The 17,032-nt window shown below is 64.5% G+C and carries 18 protein-coding genes and 1 other RNA gene; 12 read left to right on the top strand and 7 right to left on the bottom strand.

Annotation, left to right across the window (positions count from 1 at the left end; all coding sequences use genetic code 11):
• Positions 1-29 precede the first annotated feature (29 nt).
• A complete protein-coding gene (def, locus tag ABIB06_RS23825; RefSeq protein ID WP_247351440.1) occupies positions 30-554 on the bottom strand; it encodes a peptide deformylase in 525 nt (174 codons plus the stop codon).
• Positions 555-725: 171 nt separating this feature from the next.
• On the opposite strand from def, the gene ABIB06_RS23820 reads away from it, so the two are divergent.
• The 3 genes from ABIB06_RS23820 (at position 726) to ABIB06_RS23810 (ending at position 3,754) form a co-directional block, all read left to right on the top strand.
• A complete protein-coding gene (locus tag ABIB06_RS23820) occupies positions 726-1,925 on the top strand; it encodes a DNA recombination protein RmuC (RefSeq protein ID WP_354051163.1) in 1,200 nt (399 codons plus the stop codon).
• A gap of 78 nt (positions 1,926-2,003) precedes the next feature.
• The gene (locus tag ABIB06_RS23815; protein WP_247351443.1) at positions 2,004-2,306 is read left to right on the top strand and encodes a GIY-YIG nuclease family protein; all 303 of its coding nucleotides are present in this window, start codon (positions 2,004-2,006) and stop codon (positions 2,304-2,306) included.
• Positions 2,307-2,392: 86 nt separating this feature from the next.
• On the top strand, positions 2,393-3,754 hold the full coding sequence (locus ABIB06_RS23810; protein ID WP_354051161.1) for an AmpG family muropeptide MFS transporter: 1,362 nt from the start codon (positions 2,393-2,395) through the stop codon (positions 3,752-3,754).
• 111 nt (positions 3,755-3,865) lie between these two features.
• Here ABIB06_RS23810 and ABIB06_RS23805 read toward each other — a convergent pair whose 3' ends face one another.
• From ABIB06_RS23805 to ABIB06_RS23780, 6 genes are all read right to left on the bottom strand, one after another.
• Positions 3,866-4,303, bottom strand: coding sequence for a hypothetical protein (locus ABIB06_RS23805; RefSeq protein WP_354051159.1), 438 nt, complete (start codon positions 4,301-4,303; stop codon positions 3,866-3,868).
• Positions 4,304-4,329: 26 nt separating this feature from the next.
• Entirely contained in the window at positions 4,330-4,932 is a 603-nt protein-coding gene (gene recR / locus ABIB06_RS23800) for a recombination mediator RecR (protein WP_247445346.1), read from the bottom strand.
• Between the two features lies 1 nt (position 4,933).
• Positions 4,934-5,254: a YbaB/EbfC family nucleoid-associated protein gene (locus ABIB06_RS23795; protein ID WP_247445347.1), complete on the bottom strand. Its 321-nt coding sequence runs from the start codon at positions 5,252-5,254 to the stop codon at positions 4,934-4,936.
• Between the two features lie 26 nt (positions 5,255-5,280).
• A complete protein-coding gene (locus tag ABIB06_RS23790; RefSeq protein ID WP_354051157.1) occupies positions 5,281-7,116 on the bottom strand; it encodes a DNA polymerase III subunit gamma/tau in 1,836 nt (611 codons plus the stop codon).
• Between the two features lie 92 nt (positions 7,117-7,208).
• Positions 7,209-7,305: signal recognition particle sRNA small type (ffs, locus tag ABIB06_RS23785), an RNA gene on the bottom strand.
• A gap of 105 nt (positions 7,306-7,410) precedes the next feature.
• Entirely contained in the window at positions 7,411-8,412 is a 1,002-nt protein-coding gene (locus ABIB06_RS23780) for a GlxA family transcriptional regulator (RefSeq protein WP_247445349.1), read from the bottom strand.
• A gap of 103 nt (positions 8,413-8,515) precedes the next feature.
• Here ABIB06_RS23780 and ABIB06_RS23775 point away from each other — a divergent pair, with 103 nt between their 5' ends.
• The 9 genes from ABIB06_RS23775 (at position 8,516) to nudC (ending at position 17,029) form a co-directional block, all read left to right on the top strand.
• Positions 8,516-9,157: an HD domain-containing protein gene (locus ABIB06_RS23775; protein WP_247351451.1), complete on the top strand. Its 642-nt coding sequence runs from the start codon at positions 8,516-8,518 to the stop codon at positions 9,155-9,157.
• Between the two features lie 56 nt (positions 9,158-9,213).
• Positions 9,214-10,707, top strand: a complete 1,494-nt coding sequence (locus tag ABIB06_RS23770) for a catalase (protein WP_354069259.1) — start codon at positions 9,214-9,216, stop codon at positions 10,705-10,707.
• Between the two features lie 434 nt (positions 10,708-11,141).
• Positions 11,142-11,990, top strand: coding sequence for a transporter substrate-binding domain-containing protein (locus tag ABIB06_RS23765; protein WP_354051154.1), 849 nt, complete (start codon positions 11,142-11,144; stop codon positions 11,988-11,990).
• A 159-nt stretch (positions 11,991-12,149) separates the two neighbouring features.
• Positions 12,150-12,812 (top strand): amino acid ABC transporter permease, encoded by a 663-nt coding sequence (locus ABIB06_RS23760; protein WP_247351458.1) that lies wholly within the window; start codon positions 12,150-12,152, stop codon positions 12,810-12,812.
• Positions 12,809-13,603, top strand: a complete 795-nt coding sequence (locus tag ABIB06_RS23755; protein ID WP_354051152.1) for an amino acid ABC transporter ATP-binding protein — start codon at positions 12,809-12,811, stop codon at positions 13,601-13,603. Before ABIB06_RS23760 ends, ABIB06_RS23755 begins: the two co-directional genes overlap by 4 nt.
• Positions 13,603-14,358, top strand: a complete 756-nt coding sequence (locus ABIB06_RS23750; protein ID WP_354051150.1) for an SDR family NAD(P)-dependent oxidoreductase — start codon at positions 13,603-13,605, stop codon at positions 14,356-14,358. Before ABIB06_RS23755 ends, ABIB06_RS23750 begins: the two co-directional genes overlap by 1 nt.
• A complete protein-coding gene (locus tag ABIB06_RS23745) occupies positions 14,355-15,482 on the top strand; it encodes a muconate cycloisomerase family protein (protein WP_354051149.1) in 1,128 nt (375 codons plus the stop codon). The genes ABIB06_RS23750 and ABIB06_RS23745 overlap by 4 nt, the downstream gene beginning before the upstream one ends.
• Before the next feature lie 166 nt (positions 15,483-15,648).
• Positions 15,649-16,068 (top strand): HIT domain-containing protein, encoded by a 420-nt coding sequence (locus tag ABIB06_RS23740; protein ID WP_354051147.1) that lies wholly within the window; start codon positions 15,649-15,651, stop codon positions 16,066-16,068.
• A gap of 22 nt (positions 16,069-16,090) precedes the next feature.
• Positions 16,091-17,029, top strand: a complete 939-nt coding sequence (gene nudC / locus ABIB06_RS23735) for an NAD(+) diphosphatase (protein WP_247351465.1) — start codon at positions 16,091-16,093, stop codon at positions 17,027-17,029.
• Positions 17,030-17,032 lie beyond the last annotated feature (3 nt).

The raw sequence follows: 17,032 nt of genomic DNA, 5'->3' as shown, positions 1-17,032 counted from the left end.
CCCGGCCATGACGGCGAGAGAGAACCAACTCACTCCGCGCGCTTGGCGGCCTTCTCGAACTTCTTGATCACGCGGTCGCGCTTGAGTTTTGACAGGTAATCGACGAACAGCACGCCGTTGAGATGGTCGATCTCGTGCTGGATGCAGGTGGCGTAGATGCCTGCGGCGTCCTCCTCGTGCACCTTGCCGTCGAGATCGGTGAAGCGCACCCGCACTTTCGCGGGACGTTCGACCTCCTCGTAATATTCGGGGATCGACAGGCAGCCTTCCTCGTAGACCGACAGCTCCTCCGAGGAGGCGATGATTTCCGGATTGATGAAGACGCGCGGCTCGGGCTTGGTCTCGCCGTCCTGGTCGGGCTTGGCAAGGTCCATGGTAATCAGCCGCAACGGCTGCGCGATCTGGATCGCCGCAAGCCCGATGCCGGGCGCGTCGTACATGGTCTCGAACATGTCGTCGGCAAGCTTGCGGATCTCCGGCGTGACCTTCTCGATCGGCTTGGAGACCAGACGCAGCTGCTTGTCGGGCAGGATGATGATTTCTCTGAGGGCCATGGCCGCGATTTAAGCCGCGCGCCCGATGCGGTCAATCCGGCCCGGAACCCCGTTAACCCTCCGCTAACCATAAAACTTCAGGTTCCGTTAACCGTAAAAATTAACGGGGCATTTACCATAAATGTTCGCTATTCGTTCGTGCCGCGCAGCGAATCGGCTAGAAGCAGGGGCATGAACGAGATCATTTTCATGCTCGGCGATTGGCCGGTGCGCACCGTGGACGCGCTGATCGGCTTCGGCGCGCTCATCCTCATCCTGATGGTGGTGATCGCCGTCGTGATCGCGCGCTCTGGACGGCGCGGCGCGGAACTTGCGATGGCCAACGCCATCCGCGCCGACGAGCTCGAGGAGCGCCTGAGCCAAGTGCTGCACGCCCAGGGCGAGGCTTCGGGCCGGGTCGATGCCATGACCCAGACGCTCGCCGGCCGCCAGGCCGACATGGCGCGCGCGGTCAACGAACGGCTGGATTCGGTGACCCACCGCGTCGGCCAATCGATGGAAAACACCACGCGCAACACCATGGATAGCCTGCGCGCCCTGCACGAGCGGCTCGGCATCATCGACAGCGCGCACAAGAACCTCACCGACCTCACCACGCAGGTGACATCCTTGCGCGACGTGCTCGCCAACAAGCAGTCGCGCGGCGCCTTCGGTCAGGCGCGGATGGAGGCGATCGTCCAGGACGGTCTGCCGAAGGGGGCCTACGAGTTCCAGTTCACGCTCTCGACCGGCAAGCGGCCCGACTGCGTCGTGTTCCTGCCCGACCAGCGTCCGCTCTGCATCGACGCGAAATTCCCGCTGGAAGCGATGACTGCGCTGCACGATGCCCGCACCGACGAGGAACGGCGCGTCGCCACGCAGCGGCTGCGCAGCGACGTGATGAAGCATGTCAGCGACATCGCCGAGAAATACCTCGTCGCCGGCGAGACCCAGGAAATGGCGTTGATGTTCGTGCCGTCGGAATCGGTCTACGCCGAGATCCATGACGGCTTCGACGACGTGATCCAGAAGGCCTATCGCGCCCGCGTCGTGCTGGTGTCACCATCGCTGCTGATGCTGGCGATCCAGGTGATGCAGCAGATCATGAAGGACGCGCGCATGCGCGATGCCGCCGATCAGATCCGCACCGAAGTGATCAAGCTCGGCGACGACCTCGGCCGCCTCAGGGATCGCGTGGTGAAATTGCAGAAGCACTTTGCCGACGCGAACGAGGACGTGCGGCAGGTGCTGATCTCCGCCGACAAGATCGAGAAGCGCGCTGGCCGAATCGAGGAGCTCGATTTCAGCAAGACCGACGCACCCGAAGGCCCGCATCTGGTGGCGACCGGCGCGCCGGAGCTGTTCCCAAGGAAGCTCCAGGCGGGGGAGTGACCTGTTCGAGACTGCCGCCACAATCTCGGCTGTCGTCGTCCGGCTTGACCGGGCGACCCAGTATTCCAGAGACGCCAAATGGGAACGCGCAGCTACTACGTCTACATACTCGCTAGCAAGATCGGCGGCACCCTCTATATCGGCGTGACCAATGATCTCATCCGCCGGGTAGCGGAACACAAATCAAAGCTGATTGAGAGCTTCACAGAGCAGTACGACGTCGTCAGGCTCGTCTACTTCGAGCAGTTCGATGATCCCGAGAACGCGATCAGGCGCGAGAAGCGACTCAAGAAATGGAAGCGAGCATGGAAGATCGCGCTGATCGAGAAAGACAATCCGGACTGGAATGATCTTTATCCGGAGATAGCAGGTCCCCCATAACCCCTGCCTCTGGAATACTGGATCGCCCGGTCAAGCCGGGCGACGACACCTCGCTTGTGGCCGCCAGAATCTGCTAACACCACCCTATGACCGCACCCGACGCGACCTCTTCCGCCACCGCTGACGCGCCCTCCTCCTGGCGTGACAGCCTTGCCGTTTACCTGCAACCGCGGGTGCTGATCGTGCTGTTCCTCGGCTTCTCGTCCGGGCTGCCGCTGGCGCTGTCGGGCTCGACGCTGCTGGTGTGGATGCGGGAATCTGGCGTCGATCTCAAAACCATCGGGTTGTTTGCGCTGGTCGGCACGCCCTACACGCTGAAATTCCTGTGGGCGCCGCTGGTGGACGCGCTGCACGTGCCGCTGTTCACGCGCGCGTTCGGGCGGCGGCGCGGCTGGCTGCTGTTCTCGCAATCGCTGCTGATCGTCGCGATCCTGCTGCTGGCGCTGACCGACCCCGCGCGCTCGCCGTTCTTCGTCGCGCTCGGCGCTTTGCTGGTGGCGACGACCTCGTCGACGCAGGACATCGTGGTCGACGCCTTCCGCGTCGAGAGCCTGCCGGAGGGCGAGCAAGCCGCCGGCATGGCGTCCTATGTCGCGGCCTATCGCATCGGCATGCTGGTCTCGACCGCCGGTGCGCTGTTCATCGTTTCGGGTTTCGAGAGCACCGGCATCACCCGCACATCGGCCTGGATGTGGGGCTATGTGGTGATGGCGGGAATGGTGCTGATCGGGACGATCACCGCACTGGTCGCGACCGAGCCCGAGCAGTCGGTGCGGGCGGAAGCCGCAACGCAAACGGAGACCGCGTTCGCACGCGTGCTGCGCGCGGCGATCGGCGCCTTCTCGGAATTCCTGACGCGGAAGGACGCGCTCGCCGCGCTCGCCTTCGTCGTGCTGTTCAAGTTCACCGACGCCTTCTCCGGAACGATGACCGCGCCGTTCGTGATCGACCTCGGCTTCTCCCGCAACGACTATGCGGCGATCGTCAAGGGCGTCGGCCTCGCGGCGACGCTGATCGGCGGCTTTGCCGGCGGCTTCGTCGCGCGGCGCTATTCGCTTGCGACCAGCCTTTGGATCGGCGGCGTGGTGCAGGCGCTCGCGAACCTCTCCTTCTCCTGGCTGGCCTTGGTCGGGACCAGCCAATGGGCGCTCGCCTTTGCCATCACAGCTGAGAATTTCACCAGCGCCATCGGCACCGTGATCTTCGTCGCCTATCTTTCGGCGCTCTGCCAGAACCCGCTGCACACGGCGACGCAATATGCGCTGCTCACCGCGCTTGCCGCGGTGGGGCGGACCTATCTCTCATCAGGCGCCGGCTTCGTGGCGGATACGACCGGCTGGCCGCTGTTCTTCGTGATCTGCATGCTGGTGGCGATCCCGAGCCTGGTGCTGCTGGCCTGGCTGCAGAAGCGCGGGCACTTTGACGCGCTGGGCCCGGTAAGGGTTTAGGTCGGCTCTCTCACCTTCGTCATTGCGAGCGAAGCGAAGCAATCCAGACTGCCGCGGAAACAGTCTGGATTGCTTCGTCGCAAGTGCTCCTCGCAATGACAGCGGAGGCCCCTACTGCTTGTTGATCAAACTCCACTTCGTGATCACGGCTTCGCTCATCTGGCCGGGATCGCTGGCGCAGGCGATTTCGTCGACCTTGACCGAGATCTCCTTGCCGGCGAATGTCTTCAACTGTGCGGCCTGCGCGTCGCCGTTGGGAACGAGCTGGAAGGTTTCGGGCCCGGTCTCGAGATTGCACAGCCCGCTCGGCGGCGGCAGCCGGCGCGGTTCGGTGGTGATCTGGTAGGTCGCAACCCGCTTGCCGACGTTCTTGACGTCGCGCACTTTCATCGTGTTCAGCTCGCCCGAGAGCACCTCGCCGGCATTGATCAGCTTGCCGGGCTTCGCCGGCGGCGGAGCCCCGTCGTCCTGCTGCGCGGAGATGGCCGGTGTCCCCAGCATCAACATCGTTGCGACCAAAGCCCATCGTGTGGCGAAAAGTTTCGTCATGTCGTTCGTTCCGTAAGTCTGGATGGCTAGAACAAGGTGCGCTGCCGCATCGCGGCCGATAGCGTACCTTCATCGAGATAATCAAGCTCGCCGCCGACCGGCACACCATGGGCGAGCCGGGTTACTTTTACGTTGGCGTCCTGAAGCAGGTCGGTGATGTAATGCGCCGTGGTCTGGCCGTCGACGGTGGCATTCAGCGCCAGAATGACTTCATGCACCTGCGTGTCATGCGCGCGCGCCACCAGCGCCTCGATGGTGAGGTCCTGCGGGCCGACGCCGTCGAGCGGCGACAACGTCGCGCCCAGCACATGGTAGCGCCCTTGAGTGGCATTGGCCCGCTCCAGCGCCCAGAGATCGGCAACGTCGGCGACGACGACGATGATCGAGGGATCGCGCTTCGGATCGAGGCAGACCGTGCAGGGACTTTGCGTGTCGATGTTGCCGCAGGTCTTGCAGACCTGGACCTTGTCGAGCGCGACCTGCATGGCCGAGGACAGCGGCATCATCAGCGCTTCGCGCTTCTTGATCAGATGCAGCGCCGCACGCCGCGCCGAGCGCGGACCGAGGCCCGGCAGCCGCGCGAGAAGCTGGACCAGCCGCTCGATTTCAGGACCCGCAACAGCGCCCATACTATTGGCCGAGCATCCCCGGCGGCAGGCTGAGCCCGCCCGTGAGCGCCTGCATCTTCTCCTGCATGGCGGCTTCCGCCTTGCGGCGGGCGTCACCGAACGCGGTGACGAGCAGATCCTCGAGCACCTCGCGCTCTTCGACCTTCATCAGCGAGGGATCGATCCTGACGCCCTTGACGTCCATCTTCGCGGTCATGCGCACGGCGACGAGACCGCCGCCGGAAATGCCCTCGACCTCGACGTTGGCGAGTTGGTCCTGCATCTCCTGCATCTTGGATTGCAGCTGCTGCGCCTGCTTCATCATGCCGAAAATATCGACCATCGGTGCTGTCCTTGGAAAGCTAGGCTCTAGAGATCGTCGCCGTCGGAACCGTCGGGCGGATCGTCACTGCCATAGTCGGCGTTAATATCGGATGCCGGCGCCTCGGGGGCAAGCCTGCGGACTTCGACGACCTTCGCACCCGGAAAACGCGACAGCACCTCCCGCACGCGCGGATCGGCCTCCGCGGTGCGCGCATGTTCCTGCTTGGCCGCCTGGTTCACCGAGCGCAGCGTCGGCTGGCCTTGCTCGTTGGAGACGATCACGGTCCAGCGGCGCCCGGTCCACAGCTCGAATTTTCGCGCGAGGTCGGAAATCATGGTCTTGGAGGCGTTGGGCTCGAGCGCGACTTCCAGCCGGCCCTCCTCGAAACGGACGAGACGCATGTCGCCTTCGAGCGCGCCCTTGATCATGAGGTCGCGCCTCTGGCCGGCGAGCGCGACGAGCTGGGTGAAGCTCGTGACGCGCAGCGCGGGCGTCGCGCCTTGCGGGTCAGAAGCGGGCGCTGCCATCTGCGGACGGGCCCCACCGCCGCCGCCAAACGAGGGCGGAGACGAATTCGGCATGCGAACGGGCGCAGCGGACGCAACCGGCGCGCTACGCGCGGCACCGCCACCGCTCACGACCGGCGAACCGCCTCCGCCCTGCTCCAGCATCTTGAGCGCCTCGTCCGGCGTCGGCAGGTCGGCGACATAGGCGATGCGCACCAGCACCATCTCGGCGGCTGCCGCGGGCCGCGTCGCGGCCTGCACCTCGGTGATGCCCTTGAGCAGCATCTGCCACATCCGCGACAGCACGCGCATCGAGATCTTCGAGGCGAAATCCCGCGCGCGCACGCGCTCGGTCTCGCCATAGGCGACGTTGTCGGCGGTCGCCGGCACGATCTTCACGCGGGTGACGAAATTGACGAACTCGGCGAGATCCGAGAGCACGACGATCGGATCGGCGCCGACGTCGTACTGGTCGCGGAACTCCCTGAAGGCGCTGGCGATGTCGCCACGCGCCAGAGAGTCAAAAAGGTCGATGACGCGGGTGCGGTCGGCGAGCCCCAGCATCTGCCTGATAGCATCGGCCTTCACGGTGCCTGCTGCATGCGCGATCGCCTGATCGAGCAGCGAGAGCGAATCGCGCACCGAGCCTTCCGCTGCGCGCGCGATGATTCCGAGCGCCTCCGGCTCGATCTCGACGTTTTCCTTGGCCGCGATGTTGGCGAGATGCTTCATCAGCACGTCGGCCTCGACCCGGCGCAGGTCGAAACGCTGGCAGCGCGACAGCACCGTGACCGGAACCTTGCGGATCTCCGTCGTGGCGAACACGAATTTGGCGTGCTCCGGAGGTTCTTCCAGCGTCTTCAGGAACGCGTTGAACGCCGCCGTCGACAGCATGTGGACTTCGTCGATGATGTAGACCTTGTAGCGGGCGCTGGCCGGCGCGTAGCGCACGCTGTCATTGATCTGGCGGACGTCGTCGACGCCGGTATGCGAGGCCGCGTCCATCTCCAGCACGTCCATGTGCCGGCTTTCCATGATCGCCTGGCAATGCACGCCGAGCGTCGGCATGTGGACGGTCGGGCCCTTCACCGAATTATCCGGCATCTCGTAGTTGAGCGCACGGGCAAGAATGCGCGCGGTGGTGGTCTTGCCGACCCCGCGAACGCCGGTGAGGATCCAGGCCTGCGGAATGCGGCCGGTCTCGAACGCATTGGAGACGGTGCGGACCACAGCCTCCTGGCCGATCAGATCGTCGAACGAGGAAGGGCGGTATTTCCGCGCCAGCACCCGGTAGGGCGTTCCCGGCTGGGCGCCGAGGGCAAAGCCGGCCTGGCTGGCGCTATCGGAATTGGGAGGGGCGCCGGCGTCGGTCATCGGTCGATCCGCAATGGAATGTCTTTCAGCCGGCGTTTGCGGAAAGGAGCGCGCTGGCGGTTTTGCGCCGGCGCAATTCGCTCGAAAAACAAGTAGGAGACTGACGAGCGACCCGATCCGGACCTCGTTAGGGCTGCTTCCTTCCGGACCTGACCCGGTTGGCGAGTGGCTCGTCCACCGCCAATCTCCCGGCCCCTATTTGGGGCCAAAAGGGCCGGAAAGCAAGCGGGTATGCGTCGGTCCCGCGCACCCGGCGGGGCGGCCCGTCGAACCATTTGGGCCGCTGACAACGGCTCAGGGTCCGCTGCCTGGAACCTCCGTGATTCGCGCAAATCGCTTACGGTACTCCGCGGGCGTCACACCGACGTGACGATGGAATGCGCGGCGCAGCGTATCGGCGTCGGCAAATCCACAATGCAGCGCCACCTGCTTCGGGGCTTCATTGCCAAACTCGAGCAGCCGCCGCGCCGCGTTGACGCGGGCCTCTTCGACCCAGGTCGCAGGCGTGACCCCCACCTCGGCGCGGAACAGCCGCGCAAAATGCCTCGGGCTGAGCTCCATGCGCGTCGCCAGGCTGGCGACGCTGTGATCCAGCCCGGGATTGGCGGCGACCCAGCGCTGCAGCTCCTGCAGCGCGGCGCGGCCGGCGGGGACAGCCTCGCCCTTGCGGGTGAACTGCATCTGCCCACCCGGGCGCTTGAAGAACATCACGAGCTGGCTTGCGACCTTCATGGCCGTATCGCGTCCGAGATCTTCCTCGACCAGTGCCAGCGCCAGATCGAGCCCCGCAGTCACGCCGGCGGCTGTGCGGAGCTTTCCGTCGATGACGTAGATGGCATCCTTGTCCACCGTGACCGATGGGAATCTGCTGGCCAGCATGTCTGCGACCGCCCAATGCGTCGTGACCCGCCTGCCATCCAGAAGACCGGCGGCGGCAAGAAAGAACGCCCCGCTGCACACCGAGCCGAATCTACGGGTCCTCGAAGCCCGTCGCCGAAGCCAGTCGACCACGCGTCCATCCGCAGGGACTTCGGCGGCGTTCGGGCATCCCGCCACCAGCAAGGTGTCGATGGGGTCCTGGAAGTCACGGTCGACGATCCGGTCAGGCATCAGCCGGATGCCTGAGGAGCTGCGGATCGGCCCCGGCTCCGCGCCGCCCACGAACAAGGCATAGGCCGGATAGCCGGCCTGCACGTTCGCTTCGGCAAACACGTCGAGTGGTCCGGCAACGTCGAGCAACTGCACTCCCGGCAGCGCCACGATCACGATCGTTCTTGGCTTCGGTTTCGCGCCCATGGCCGCCTCAGTCCGGATTTGTCCGCTTTAGACGTATTACGTCGATTCCAGACAGACTAGCCGGGATTTACGATGCGCGCGACCGAAATTTCAGGAGCTGACCATGTCAGACATCATCGAGGCCACCGTCATTCCCGACAGCAGGCTGGCGCGCGCCATCACCGAATACATCCGCGACACCGAAACCGACCTGCTCTTCAACCATTCCAGCCGCGTCTACCAATTCGGCGCGATAGCGGGCGTCCGCCGCGGACTGACATTCGACCGCGAACTGCTTTACGCCGGCGCCATGTTTCACGATATCGGCCTGATGCCGCACCATGGCAGCAAGCACGAGCGGTTCGAGGTCGACGGCGCGCACGCCGCGCGCGCGTTCCTGCGTAGCCACGGCATTTCGGAAGCCGATGCCTACACCGTCTGGACCGCGATCGCCCTGCACACGACGCCGGGCGTCCCTCAGCACATGCACCCTGTCGTCGCGCTGGTGACCGCAGGCGTCGAGATGGACGTTCTCGGACTCACCTACGGCGAATATTCCGACGAAGAGCGCACGGCGGTCGTGAAGGCGTTTCCGCGCACACCGCACTTCAAGGAAGACATCATCCAGGCCTTCTACGACGGCATCAAGCACCGGCCGGATACGACGTTCGGCAACGTCAAGGCCGATGTCATTGCCGACAAGGAGCCGCATTTCCATCGCGGCAATTTCTGCAGCGTCATCCGCAACTCCCATTGGCACGGCTGAACGCACTTCGTGCCCGTTGCAAATCCGCGCCTCAATCACCGATCAGGAAGTACGACATGAGCGATAAACGCCCCCACCTCACGCACGCGACGGGAGCTCCCGTCAGCGACAATCTCAACATCATGACCGCCGGCCGCCGTGGCCCCGCATTGTTGCAGGATGTCTGGCTGATCGAGAAGCTCGCCCATTTCGATCGCGAGGTGATTCCCGAGCGACGCATGCATGCCAAGGGATCCGGCGCCTTCGGGACCTTCACGGTCACCCATGACATCTCAGGCTATACCAAGGCGAGGATCTTCTCGGAGATCGGCAAGGTGACGCCGATGTTCGCGCGCTTCTCGACGGTCGCCGGCGAGCGCGGCGCGGCCGACGCCGAACGCGACATCCGCGGCTTTGCGCTCAAGTTCTACACCGAGGAAGGCAATTGGGACATGGTGGGCAACAACACGCCCGTGTTCTTCTTCCGCGATCCGCTGCGCTTTCCCGACCTCAATCATGCGATCAAGCGCGATCCCCGGACCGGAATGCGCAGCGCCGACAACAATTGGGACTTCTGGACGCTGTTACCGGAAGCCCTGCATCAGGTCACCATCGTGATGAGCGAGCGCGGCCTTCCCAGAAGCTTCCGGCATATGCATGGCTTCGGCAGCCACACCTACAGCTTCATCAATGCCGCCAATGAGCGGACCTGGGTGAAATTTCACTTCCGGACGCAGCAGGGCGTCGAAAACCTGACTGATGCCGAGGCTGAAGCACTCATCGGCAAGGACCGCGAGACTCACCAGCGCGACCTGTTCGAGAGCATCGAACGCGGCGATTTCCCGCGTTGGACGATGTTCGTGCAGATCATGACCGACGATCAGGCCAAGGCGTTTGCCTTCAACCCGTTCGACCTGACCAAGGTCTGGCCCAAGGCGGACTTCCCACTGGTCGAGGTCGGCTATTTCGAACTGAACCGCAATCCGGAAAATGTCTTCGCCGAGGTCGAGCAGGCATCCTTCTCGCCGGCTCATGTCGTTCCGGGCATCGGCTTCTCGCCCGACAAGATGCTGCAGGCAAGGCTGTTCTCCTACGGCGACGCGGCGCGCTATCGCCTCGGCGTCAACCATCATCTGATCCCGGTCAACGCGCCGAAATGTCCGTATCACAGCTACCATCGCGACGGCGCAATGCGGACCGACGGCAATCTCGGGGGCACGCCGACCTACTTCCCGAACAGCCGCGGCGAATGGACGGACCAGTCCGATCTCAACGAGCCGCCGCTCGAGATCGACGGTGCAGCGGCACATTGGGATCACCGCATCGACGACGATCATTATCGGCAGCCCGGCGACCTCTTTCGTAAGATGAACGCTGAGCAGCGGCAGGCCTTGTTCGACAACACGGCGCGCGCTGTCGGAGCGGCGGCCATCCCGATCCAGGAACGGCACATCGCCAATTGCACCAAGGCCGATCCCGCCTACGGCGCGGGCGTCCGCGACGCGTTGACGCGTCTTGCGACTGTTCGCGCCAAGGCTGCAAAAAAGGCTGCAGAAAAGGCCGCAGAATAGGATCGGCCGATCCTGACCGACCTCTGGTCGTCTTCGACGAACGGCACCGACAGGTGCCGTTCGCATTTTTAAAGCGAGCCACCGAAGCCTCTCAATTTTTCGCGAAAATAGTTTGAACCGAGCCGCTCGCCGGGCCGTGCCAGGCATCGCCGCGCCACTCTCGCCACCAGGCGCAGATGCGGACATTCGCCTCGGAATGCGTCACGCCGATAGGCTCCGTGCCTATCTTCGAGGCCCGCTCATCCCTGAGGCAATCGAGTCTTGACAGGGCCCGCCCGGCAGCGCCTTTCTATGAAATCCTGCCAGAACCAAAACAAAGGGTGCGCGAAAGTCCGATCCAGAGCGTTTTTTCAGCCGGCTGACGCCGATTGATGGGAATTTTCGCGCGAGATCAATCACACACCTTCATCCAACCAGAAAAGCGATTCCTCAAAATGGTTACACGTCGTGATGTCGCATCGATTGTCGGACTTGGCGCGATGGCTGCGGCCACGCTGGCCTCCCCGGCCGTGGCGCAGACCGCAGCGGATCCCAACGAATCGACCTTCGCCCGCATTCGCCGCACCAAGAAGATGCGGATCGGCGCGGTCGGCGGCGGCGCGCCCTATTACATGAAGGACCTCGCCAGCGGCCAGTGGAAGGGTTTTTACGTCGACATCGCCAAGGCGCTGGCCGACGACATGGAAGCTGAGCTCGACATCACCGAAACCACCTGGGGCAATTCGGTGCTCGATCTCCAATCCAACAAGATCGACATCTTCTTCGGCCTCAACCCGACCCCGAAGCGCGCGCTGGTGGTCGACTTCTCGGTGCCGGTCTTCAACAACGCCTTCGGCATCCTCTGCAAGAAGGATTTCAAGCCGAAGAGCTGGGCCGAGCTCAACTCGCCCGACGTCAAGATCGCCGTCGACCAGGGCTCGTCGCACGACCAGGTCGTCAGCCGTCTGACGCCGAAGGCGCAGATCTCGCGGCTGAAGACCGCCGACGACGCCACCGCCGCGCTCCAGACCGGCCGCGTCGACGCGCAGTGCCTGATCACCATGCTGTCGCTGACGGTGCTGAAGAAGAATCCCTCGCTCGGCCAGTTCGTGCTGCCGACGCCGATCTTCGCCACCACGTCGAATGCCGGCTTCCGCCGCGAGAGCGACAAGACCTGGCGCGACTACGTCAACACCTGGATCGACTTCAACAAGGGCCTCGGCTTCATCCGCAACGCGATCATCACCAACATGGAGCTGGTGGGCGTGACCGAGGCGGACATTCCGCCGGGCGTTTCGCTGTAAGGTGTGATGAGTTCGGGTCGAGCTCAGCCCGCAAGGCGCGGTGCGCTCCCTCTCCCGCTTGCGGGAGAGGGTCGGGGTGAGGGTGTCTCCACAACCAAGAACCCCCGTGAGGACAGAGCCCTCACCCGCAAGCGGGAGAGGTGAAGCAAGAAAGCACGCATGTATCAGTGGGACTTCAGCATCCTCTGGAGCTATCGCTGGCTCTTTCTCAACGGGCTCGGCGTCACCGTCGGCTTCACCGTGGTCATCGTCGTGCTCGGTCTCGTATTCGGCCTGTTCGGCGCCTTCGGCACCCTCTCGCGCTTCAAGGCGGTGCGTTTGCTCGCGCTGACCTTCATCGAGGCGTTCCGCTGCACGCCGATCCTGGTGCAGCTGATCTGGTTCTATTACGCGCTGCCGATCCTGGCCGGAGTCGAGATGACGCCGATCACGGCTTCGGCGCTGGCGCTCTCGCTCTATGGCGGTTCGTTCTATTCGGAGATCATCCGCGGCGGCATCATCTCGATCGACCGTGGCCAGTCCGAAGCCGGCGCGGCACTCGGCATGACGCCGGGACAGAGCATGCGCCGCATCGTGCTGCCGCAGGCAATCAAGCGCATGATCCCGGCGCTGATGAACCAGTCGATCATCCAGTTCAAGAACACCTCGCTGGTCTCGGTGCTGGCGGTGCCCGACCTCGTCTATCAGAGCCAGGTCGCCGCCCATGACAGCTACCGTCCGCTGGAAACCTACACCGCCGTCGCGGTCGCCTATGCGGCAATCCTGATTCCCCTGACCATTATGGTCCGGCGCGGCGAGAAGCGACTGGCGGTCAGCGAATGAGCGACACGTCGAAAATCGAGATCCGCGGCCTGCGCAAGAGCTTTGGCAGCAACGAGGTTTTGAAGAGCATCAGCCTGGAGGTCGCCAAGGGCGGCGTCGTGGCGCTGATCGGACCGTCCGGCTCCGGCAAGTCGACGCTGCTCCGCTGCGTCAATCTCCTGGTGACGCCCGACGGCGGCAGCGTTCGCGTCGGCGACACGCGCTTCTCGTTCGGCGAGGGTACGAAGCTCCCCGATGTGAGGACGCTGGCACGATTCCGCGCCACCACCGGCATGGTGTTCCAGCACTTTAATCTGTTTCCGCACATGACGACGCTCCAGAACGTGATGGAGGGACCGGTCACGGTGCGTCGGATGGCCAAGCCTAACGCCGAAAAGCTGGCGCGGATACAGCTTGCCAAAGTTGGGCTTGCGGAGAAGGCGGACCAATATCCGGCAACGCTCTCAGGCGGACAGAAGCAGCGCGTCGCGATCGCCCGCGCGCTCGCCATGGAGCCGGACGTGATGCTGTTCGATGAGGCGACCTCTGCGCTCGACCCCGAGTTGGTCGGCGAGGTGCTCGCCGTCATCCAGCAATTGGCGTCCGAGGGCATGACCATGGTGATCGTGACCCACGAGATCGCCTTTGCCCGCGAAGTCGCCGACCGTCTGATCTTCATGCGCGACGGCGTCGTGGTCGAGGAAGGTCCGGCGCGACAGGTGATCGACAATCCGCAGCAAGCGGCGACGCGCGCCTTCCTCAGCCATTTCCACCGCACCGGCGCGCTTCCGCCGGCCAACGCAATATCGTGATGCCTGATATCGATCGTGTCTATCTCGTCACCGGCGCCGCCAGCGGCATCGGCCGCGCCACCGCAAAACTGCTCGCCGCCCCCGGCAACGCGCTGCTACTGCACACGCGCTCCAATGCAGCCGGCCTCGACGCCACGGCGGCGGAAGCCGAAGCGCAAGGCGCGATCGTCGCAAAATGCCTCGGCGATCTCGCTGAGGAGACTGCAGCCACTGACGCCATCGCCGCTACGCAACGCGCTTACGGCCGGCTCGATGGATTGATCCTGGTCGGCGGCCATGCCCGCCGCGGCAGCGCGATCGGCACGCCGGCGGATCAGTTCCGTCAGGCGATGGACGAATCGGCGCTGGCGTTCACGCGCCTGGTCGACGCCGCGCTCCCGCTGTTGCGGGCGGGACACGATGCGCGGATCGTCGCGGTGTCGTCGTTCGTGGCGCATGCGATCCGGCCTGAATTCGCGCCGTTCGCCGCGACCGCCGCAAGCCGCGCCGCGCTCGAAGCCCTGGTGCGCCTCACTGCGGTCGAGCTCGCCCAGGACGGCATCACCGTCAACGCGGTCGCGCCGGGCCTCATCCTCAAGGACAGACCGAGCGAGAGCAGGCTTTCGCCCGAGCAGATCGCCGCAACCGAGGCGCTGATCCCGATGGGGCGTCGCGGACGACCGGAGGAAGTCGCCGAGATCATCGCCTTCCTGGCGTCACCAAAAGCATCCTACGTCACCGGCCAGGTTTGGCACGTCAATGGAGGCCTGACATGATCGAAGCGACCGTCGAACGCATCAGGCTGTTCCTGATCGAAAGCCCGATCAAGATGGCGCGCCTCCAGGGCGTCGGCAACGTCAAGGGCACGGTGAAGCGCGTGCTGATCGAGGTCACCTCGAGCGACGGCGTGATCGGCTGGGGCGAGGCTGCCCCGTGGGAGGTGTTCACGGGAACGCCGGAAGCGGCGTTTTCTGCGCTCGACATCTATTTGCGGCCGATCGTGCTGGGCAAGCCGGTGCGCCGCATCCGCGCGCTGATGGCTGAGCTCGACCGTGCGCTGGTCGGACATGCCGAGGCCAAGGTCGCGATCGAGATGGCGCTGCTCGACATCGTCGGCAAGTCGTCGGGACTTTCGGTTGCCGATTTGCTCGGCGGCCGCGTGCGCGACACGATCCCGCTGTCGTTCTCCATCGCCGATCCGGATTTCGCCGCCGATCTCGAACGCATGCGAACGATGGTTCCGGACGGCAACGTCATCTACAAGGTCAAGACCGGCGTGAAGCCGCATAGCGAGGACCTCGATCATCTTGAGGCGATCCGCAACGAGTTCGGCGACAAGGTCGATCTGCGCGTCGATTACAACCAGGCGCTGGCGCCGTTCGGCGCCATCAAGATCCTGCGCGACGTCGAGCAGTTCGCGCCGACCTTCATCGAGCAGCCGGTGCCACGCAAATATCTCGACGTGATGGCGCAGCTCACGGCGGCGCTGGAAACGCCCGTGCTCGCCGACGAAAGCTGTTTCGACCGCCGCGACATGATGGAGGTGGTGCGCCGCGAGGCGGCAGACGCCGTCTCGATCAAGTTGATGAAGGCCGGCGGCCTGTTCGAGGCCCAGGCGATCATGGCGATCGCCGACATCGCCGGCCTGCCCGGTTATGGCGGCACGTTGTGGGAAGGCGGCATTGGGCTGGCCGCCGGCACGCAGCTGATCGCCGCAACACCCGGCATCTCGCTCGGCTGCGAATTCTACATGCCGCATCATGTGCTGACCGAGGACGTGCTGGAAGAGCGCGTCGCGAATCGCGGCGGGCACGTCGTGGTGCCCGATGGCCCCGGCCTCGGCATCCGCGTCAGCGAAGCCTCGATCCGCGCCAACGCGCGCGTGCTGGCGGAGGCGTAGACGCCTCCCGCAAACGCTCGCACGGGGGTCCTAGATCAGCGTTTCGCTTGTCCAGGACGACGAGCGAGTATGCAGCGGCAGCGGAGCCCCGATCCTTCCCCTATCGGAATCGGTATCGTATGGTCCGACCAAACGAGCCCGGTCGCCGGGCAATCTGGAAACACATATGTCTGATCCCGCCTGGTCGCTGCACTCCCGCCTGAAAGAGGACACCATCGACATCGGCGATTTGCCGCTGTCCAAGGTGCTGGTCATCAAGGACGCGCATTATCCCTGGCTGCTGCTGGTGCCGCGGCGTGCGGATGCGGTCGAGATCATCGATCTCGACGAGGTGCAGCAGGCGCAATTGATGACGGAGATCTCCCGCGTCTCGCGCGCGCTGAAGGAGATCACCAACTGCGACAAGCTCAACATCGCGGCGCTCGGCAACCTCGTTCCGCAGCTTCACGTCCACATCATCGCGCGCCGCACTGGCGACGCCGCCTGGCCGCGGCCGGTCTGGGGCGTGATGCAGCCCTTGGCGCACGATGCCACAGAGGTGCAGAATTTCATCAGCGCGCTTCGCCGCAAGATCTGGTTGGGTTGAAAGAACGAGAAAAGAACAAGAAATGTCAGCATTCGACTCGTTTCCGCTGGGACAACCGGCCTTCGTCACCAACATTCTTGACCGTGCCGCGCATCTGCGCCGCGACGACGAAAAGCTGTTCGCGATGGAGCAGAAGCCGTCGTCGCGCGCCTATATCGTCTACCGAGACTCGCTGCTGGTGAAGCGCGAGGGCGAAAAAATGCGCGCCCTGCTGGGAATCGACGAGGCGCTGAAATGCGGCGCCAATCCCGGTACGATCTTCTTGGGTCTGCGCGACGGCGCCGCCATGTTCGGTATGGGCCTGTCGCAGGCCGCGTCCGAGAAGCTGGTCGGACGCGAGGACTACGCCCTCACCGAGTTGCGCGGCATGGCGATGCAGGGCGCAGTTCGCCCGGAGGAGCTGTCGGCGATCGCAATGGCGAAATCGATGGTGAGCTGGCATCAGCGCCACGGCTATTGCGCCAATTGCGGCACGCGGACCGGGATGAAGGAAGGCGGCTGGAAGCGCGAATGCCCGAGTTGCAAGGCCGAGCATTTCCCGCGCACCGACCCTGTCGTGATCATGCACGTCGCCTCCGGCGAAAAATGCCTGCTCGGCCGCCAGAAGCAGTTTCCGCCCGGCATGTATTCGTGCCTCGCCGGCTTCGTCGAGGCCGCCGAAACCATCGAGGACGCGGTGCGCCGCGAGATCCTCGAAGAGTCCGGGATCCGCTGCACCGACGTGCAGTATTACATGACCCAGCCCTGGCCTTACCCGTCGTCGCTGATGATCGGCTGCAGCGCGCGGGCCGTGAGCGAGGACATCGTCGTCGATCATTCCGAGCTTGAGGATGCGCGCTGGTTCACGCGCGAGGAGGCCGCCCTGATGCTGACGCGGACGCATCCCGACGGGCTCGCCGGTCCGCATCCGTTCGCCATCGCCCATCACCTGCTCGGCCGCTGGGTGCACGGCAAGAGCTGAGAC

This window comes from Bradyrhizobium sp. LB8.2 (assembly GCF_040548035.1).
GTDB lineage: Bacteria > Pseudomonadota > Alphaproteobacteria > Rhizobiales > Xanthobacteraceae > Bradyrhizobium.
This window is presented reverse-complemented; position numbering and strand designations above follow the sequence as displayed.